The sequence below is a fragment of the Candidatus Synechococcus spongiarum SH4 genome (assembly GCF_000586015.1).
GTDB classification, from domain to species: domain Bacteria; phylum Cyanobacteriota; class Cyanobacteriia; order PCC-6307; family Cyanobiaceae; genus Synechococcus_B; species Synechococcus_B spongiarum_F.
The window spans coordinates 1-5163 of sequence record NZ_JENA01000115.1 but is presented as its reverse complement, the minus strand read 5'-3'; the positions used below and the strand labels follow the sequence as shown (position 1 = coordinate 5163).

Here is a 5163-nt window from a genome sequence, read left to right as displayed (position 1 = left end):
CTTCCCGCCCCGGATCCCCATGGGCCGACCCCGTGGGACTGGAAAAGTGGTGCGGCCCAATGCGCTCCGCCGCCAAGGCATCAAGAATGCGGCGCAGGTGATCCGTCACCGCAGCGCAGTGGCCATGGGCCACAGGCGCAGTGTCCGCTTCCACCCGGGCCAGGAACCGATCCCGCTCAACTGGCGAGGTGGGCAAGGCCTTCATCAAACATTGACCACAACCTGTCCCTATTGTTCACGGGGAACCATTAGAATTGCATGAAACAGTGGTGGACCGGTCTTGCAATTCCACGCTGGCATGTCCGCCTCAAGGCAGGAGAAGCAAATTTGGTCACATCACCCGTCCAGCTTCCGACAGACACCCGGGACCCCGGCCCCATTGCCGCTGATCAAGTTGCCGCTGACAAGATCTCGGCAGCGCTGCAACGGCGCGTCAATGCTGAACGGGCGCCCCTGACCCAGCAGAGCCATCCCTGGTCCCCCGGCACCGTTGCGTTCATGCTGGCGGTCCACGTGGGCGGCGTGGCCGCCCTGCTGCCCCAGTTCCGAAGCTGGCAGGGGGTGGCCGGGCTGGCCGTTCTTTACTGGGTGACCGTCCTTGGCGTCACCTTAGGTCTCCATCGGCTGGTGGCCCATCGCAGTTTCAAGGCGCCCCGTTGGCTGGAGCGGCTGCTGGTGATCATGGGCAGTCTCAGCGCCCAGGGGGGTCCCATCGAATGGGTGGGCCTCCATCGCCACCACCACAAATACTCCGACCAGCCCAATGACCACCATGACGCCGTGCGCGGTCTGTGGTGGAGCCACAGCGAATGGATGCTCCATAAAATCCCCGCCGTTGAACACCTGGAGCGGTTTGCGGGGGACTTGTTTGCCGATCCCCTCTATCGCTGGCTGGACCACTGGTTTCTGTTGCTCCAGCTTCCGCTGGGGGCGTTGCTCTACGGCATCGGCGAAGTGACCGGCGCCCCCGGTGGCGGGTTGGGCCTCCTGCTCTGGGGCATTCCCCTGCGGCTGATGGTGGTGTACCACGTCACGTGGCTGGTGAATTCCGCCACCCACGCCTTCGGCTATCGCAATTTCAAGACCCCTGACCTGTCCTATAACTGCTGGTGGGTGGCCCTGTTCACTTTCGGGGAGGGGTGGCACAACAACCACCACGCTTTCCCCCAGAGCGCCCGCCACGGCCTGCGCTGGTTTGAAGTGGACATCACCTGGCAGCACATCCGCCTGCTGCGTGCCCTGGGATGGGCCAAACAGGTGCGCATGGCCAGCCACAGCCTCAACAACGACTAGCACCGTCCGCCTCAGCGTCAGGGCCGCAACCTGATTGACGAAGCTGGCTGAGGAATTGATCAATTGTGCCTGGCGCCTTGGCCCATGGGGCAGCCCCCTCTGCCAGGGCGCAGGCCGTGCGGTGCAAATCATCCAGTTCCGCCTCCAGTTCGGGGGCGTTGTAGTCCATCTGCCCCGACAACACGGCTTCAAACTGTTGACGGCGCCGGGGCCGCGCCACGGGATAGGCGGCCAGGATCCGGGCTTTACACTGGCGCCAGGGTTGGCCTCCGGTGAACCAGTCGCCCAGGGCGCCACAGAGGGCAGAGGCTTCCTGCTCCCCAATGCGCAGATCAAAGGCTGGGGGAAGGGTGACCAAGCCCGTGAAGATCTCCAGCAACTGCCCGGGACCCAGGGGTTGGCCCGCCCCGTCCAGCAGGGCCACAGGGGGGTAGCGTTGCAGCAACTCCGCCTCGGGGCAGTTGGCCAGGGGGAGATCCCGCAATTGCCGGCTTGGGGACCAGGGCCAGAGCCAGCGGTTCACGCCACCAATGGCGAGGAAAACCTCCGGGCCGGGGTTGGCCAGCTTGCGGTTTTTCAGCATGGAAATCTGGGAGGCGTGAACCCGGCCCAACTGCCTGTGTTCCCCAAGACGGGGGACCATAGTGTGGGGCCAGCCGTTGCGCTGGTGCCATGTGCGCAGGAGATGGGCAAAGGCGTCACGGCCCGAGTCCAGTTGTTGCTGCAAACGGGTGCGCGGCGCCACGGTGAATCCGAATCCTGATTCTGATGTCAACCATCCTATTCATGCCCTGACCCCCTGAACCTAGGCATCCCGCCGTGGGGTCAGCAAACCCACCAAGAGCCCTGCCGCCAGCAGCAGCAAACCCAGGCCAATGGCCAGGCCGCGACTCCCGGCGCCGCCTTCGTGGACCCAGAAGAGCCCCGTTGCCACAAAAAGCCCCCCCAGCGCCACCGCCGGAACCATCACCAGGCCACGGGCGACTTGATTGCTCATGGCGGCGTCATTAGAGCTTGGCGCCACAGTTTGGGCAGAACAGGTGGTCCACAGCCGTGGTGAAGCCACACTTGCGACAATCCCTGCTGCTGGCCACCGCCAACTCCGGATGGCTCGGCAGGCCCACCATCTGGGCATTGCTCTTGCCCGGCGGCACCATGGGATAGCAGTTTTCGCCGGGTCGCACCCGCACGTCCACCAGCACCGGGCCGCCATGGTCCAGGGCGGCTTGGAGGCCAGGGCGCAATTCCTCCCGCTCGCGAATACAGAGGCCCTTGATTCCGAACGCTGCCGCCAATCTCACAAAGTCCGGCATCCCGTTCTTCATGTTGGAGGCGGAATAGCGCTCTTCGTAGAAGCTTTCCTGCCACTGGCGCACCATCCCTTGCCAGCCGTTGTTGATGATGATCACCTTGGCCGGCAAGCCATATTGGGCCAGGGTGCCCAACTCCTGGATGTTCATCAGGATGCTGGCGTCACCGGCAATGCACACCACCTGCTGATCCGGCAGAGCGGTCAAGACACCCATGGCGGCGGGCATCCCGAAGCCCATGGTGCCGAGACCCCCACTGCTGATCCACTGGCGCGGCCCGTTGCGCAGATATTGGGCGGCCCACATCTGATGCTGACCCACATCCGTGGTGACGAAGCAGTTGGGCGCCAGGTCCCGCACGGCCATGAGCACCTCCTGGGGATAGATGTCCCCGGAGGCGGGTGGGATGGTGAGGGGATAGCGCTGTTTCCAGTCCGCGATGCGTTGCAGCCAGGCTGCTGTGCTCAGGGGAGGCTCATCGGGCTGGCAAGCGTCCAGAAGCCGTTCCAGGCTGTTGTTGAGGTCCCCCACCACCGCCAGTTCCGGCCGGCGGTTTTTGGCGATTTCCGCAGGATCGATCTCGAAATGAATGACCTGGGCGCGGGGGGCAAAGGTGTCCAGCTTGCCGGTGACCCGATCATCAAAGCGGGCGCCGCAGGCAATGAGCAGGTCGCATTCGGTGACGGCAAAATTGGCGTAGGCCGTGCCGTGCATCCCCAGCATGCCCACGGACAGTTCGTGGTTTTCATCAAATGACCCTTTGCCCATCAGGGTTGTGGTGACCGGGATGCGGAAGCGCCGGGCCAGGGCCGCCAGCCGGCCGTGGGCGCCTGTGGAAATCGCCCCGCCCCCCACGTAGAGGAGCGGCCGCTGGGATCCACGCATCATCTCCAACGCTTGATGGATTGCGGCATCGGCTGCCGTGGGGGGCGGGGTAAACCCTCTGGGCATACAGCTACCCGGCGCCACCGGGGTGTAATGAAACAACTCCTGCCCCACGTCTTTGGGCACGTCGATGAGCACCGGACCGGGGCGGCCATGGGCGGCGATATAGAAGGCCTGGGCCACGATGCTGCCCATGTCACGGGGATCCCTCACCACCCACGAGTGCTTCACGATGGGGAGGGTGATGCCAAAAATGTCGGTTTCCTGGAAGGCGTCGGTGCCAATGGCGGATCGCGCCACCTGACCCGTAATGACCAGCAGGGGCACGGAGTCCATCTGGGCCGTGGCGATGCCGGTTACCAGGTTGGTGGCGCCGGGTCCGGAGGTGCCGAAACAAACCCCCACGCGGCCCGTGGCTCTGGCGTAACCATCGGCGGCATGGGCGGCGCCCTGCTCATGGCGCACCAGGATGTGTTGCAGCCAGCCGCGACTTTCCGCCCGATGGAGTTCGTCGTAAATGGGCAGAATGGCGCCGCCGGGATAGCCGAAGATGTGCTTGACCCCATGGCGATGCAGGGCGTCCATGAGGGCAAATCCCCCGGAAACAGGCTGGGTCCCCGTCAAGGGACGGGGGCGGTGAACGCAGTGCGGACAGGAGTAAAAGTCACGGGCGCCGGGGTCGAAGCCGCCTTGAAGATGATCTCCAGGGTATGATCAAATTCCTGGAATGATTGGTGTTCAAGGTCAGAATTTGTGAATACCCTGGCGCGTTGCCGGCGTCTACAGGAGTCCCAGGGCGTGGAGGGGACCATGGCCGCTCAGCAGCTCCAGCAGGACGGCCAGAAACCCCAGCATGGCCAGACGGCCGTTCCACACCTCCGAACTGTTGTTCCAGCCCCACTCCCATTTCTCCTGGGGGTAAAGCTTGGTCTGCTGAGGCAACTGGGTGAAGGTGGCCAGGTCCACAGGCTCCTCCGCCATGCTGGTCTCCACAAGATCCGCCAGGGCGCTGATGAAGGTGGGGTGGGTATCCAGCGCCGGAACCCGGAGGAAGTTCTCGATCCCCGCTTCCGCAGCAATGTGTCGGTACTCGATATCAATCTCCTCCAGGGTTTCGATGTGCTCACTCACGAAGCTGATGGGCACCACCACCAGCTCCTTCACGCCGGCCTCCCCCAATCCATGGAGCGCGTCTTCCGTGTAGGGCTGGAGCCACTCCACAGGACCCACACGGCTTTGGTAGGCCAGAGTATAGGCGTTCTCCCGCTGCATGGCGTCCATGATCAGGCCTGCGCAGCGCTCAATCTGCTCTGGTAGGGGTCCCCGGCATCCTCCACGTAACTCTTGGGCACCCCATGGGCGCTGAAAAACACATGGGCTTTGTCTGGCGCGTTGGCCTGATCCAGGGTGGCGCTGATGAGTTCCGCCATGGCTTGCAGATAGCGGGGATGCTCATACCAAGAGCCAATGGCCCGCAGGGGCAGGCGGGCAAAGGCGGGGTCGTCCTGGCGGAGCCGCTCCAGCAGGCGGAAGCTGGAGCCACTGGTGCTGATGGAGAACTGGGGATAGAGGGGGAGCACCACCACCTCGTCCATGGCATCCGCCTTGATGTCCGCCACGGCGGATTCCGTAAACGGATGCCAGTAGCGCATGGCCACATAGGTGGTGGCGTCAA

At 64.0% G+C, this 5163-nt stretch carries 4 protein-coding genes and 2 pseudogenes; 1 reads left to right on the top strand and 5 read right to left on the bottom strand.

Annotated features, from left to right (window positions below; all coding sequences use genetic code 11):
- Window positions 1-196 (bottom strand): annotated as a pseudogene (locus tag BG35_RS10650) (aluminum resistance family protein); the annotation flags it as partial.
- A 131-nt stretch (window positions 197-327) separates the two neighbouring features.
- Between BG35_RS10650 and BG35_RS0106210 the strand changes: the two are divergent.
- Window positions 328-1293, top strand: coding sequence for an acyl-CoA desaturase (locus tag BG35_RS0106210; RefSeq protein ID WP_025782148.1), 966 nt, complete (start codon window positions 328-330; stop codon window positions 1291-1293).
- Here BG35_RS0106210 and BG35_RS0106205 read toward each other — a convergent pair.
- The 4 genes and pseudogenes from BG35_RS0106205 to hemH all read right to left on the bottom strand — a co-directional run.
- A complete protein-coding gene (locus BG35_RS0106205; RefSeq protein WP_034417467.1) occupies window positions 1280-2038 on the bottom strand; it encodes a DUF8644 domain-containing protein in 759 nt (252 codons plus the stop codon). The two genes, BG35_RS0106210 and BG35_RS0106205, sit on opposite strands and share 14 nt — an antisense overlap.
- Window positions 2039-2098: 60 nt before the next feature.
- Window positions 2099-2290, bottom strand: a complete 192-nt coding sequence (locus tag BG35_RS0106200) for a GIVxVP protein (protein ID WP_025782146.1) — start codon at window positions 2288-2290, stop codon at window positions 2099-2101.
- Window positions 2291-2300: 10 nt separating this feature from the next.
- Complete coding sequence (gene ilvB, locus BG35_RS0106195) at window positions 2301-4073, bottom strand: biosynthetic-type acetolactate synthase large subunit (RefSeq protein WP_025782145.1); 1773 nt, start codon at window positions 4071-4073, stop codon at window positions 2301-2303.
- 195 nt (window positions 4074-4268) lie between these two features.
- Window positions 4269-5163, bottom strand: a pseudogene (hemH, locus tag BG35_RS10645) (ferrochelatase); the annotation flags it as partial.

Coding starts and splice junctions, on each gene's coding strand:
- BG35_RS0106200 (WP_025782146.1), bottom strand. CDS start 2,290: ATGAGCAATCAAGTCGCCCGTGGCCTGGTGATGGTTCCGGCGGTGGCG.
- ilvB (WP_025782145.1), bottom strand. CDS start 4,073: ATGGACGCCCTGCATCGCCATGGGGTCAAGCACATCTTCGGCTATCCC.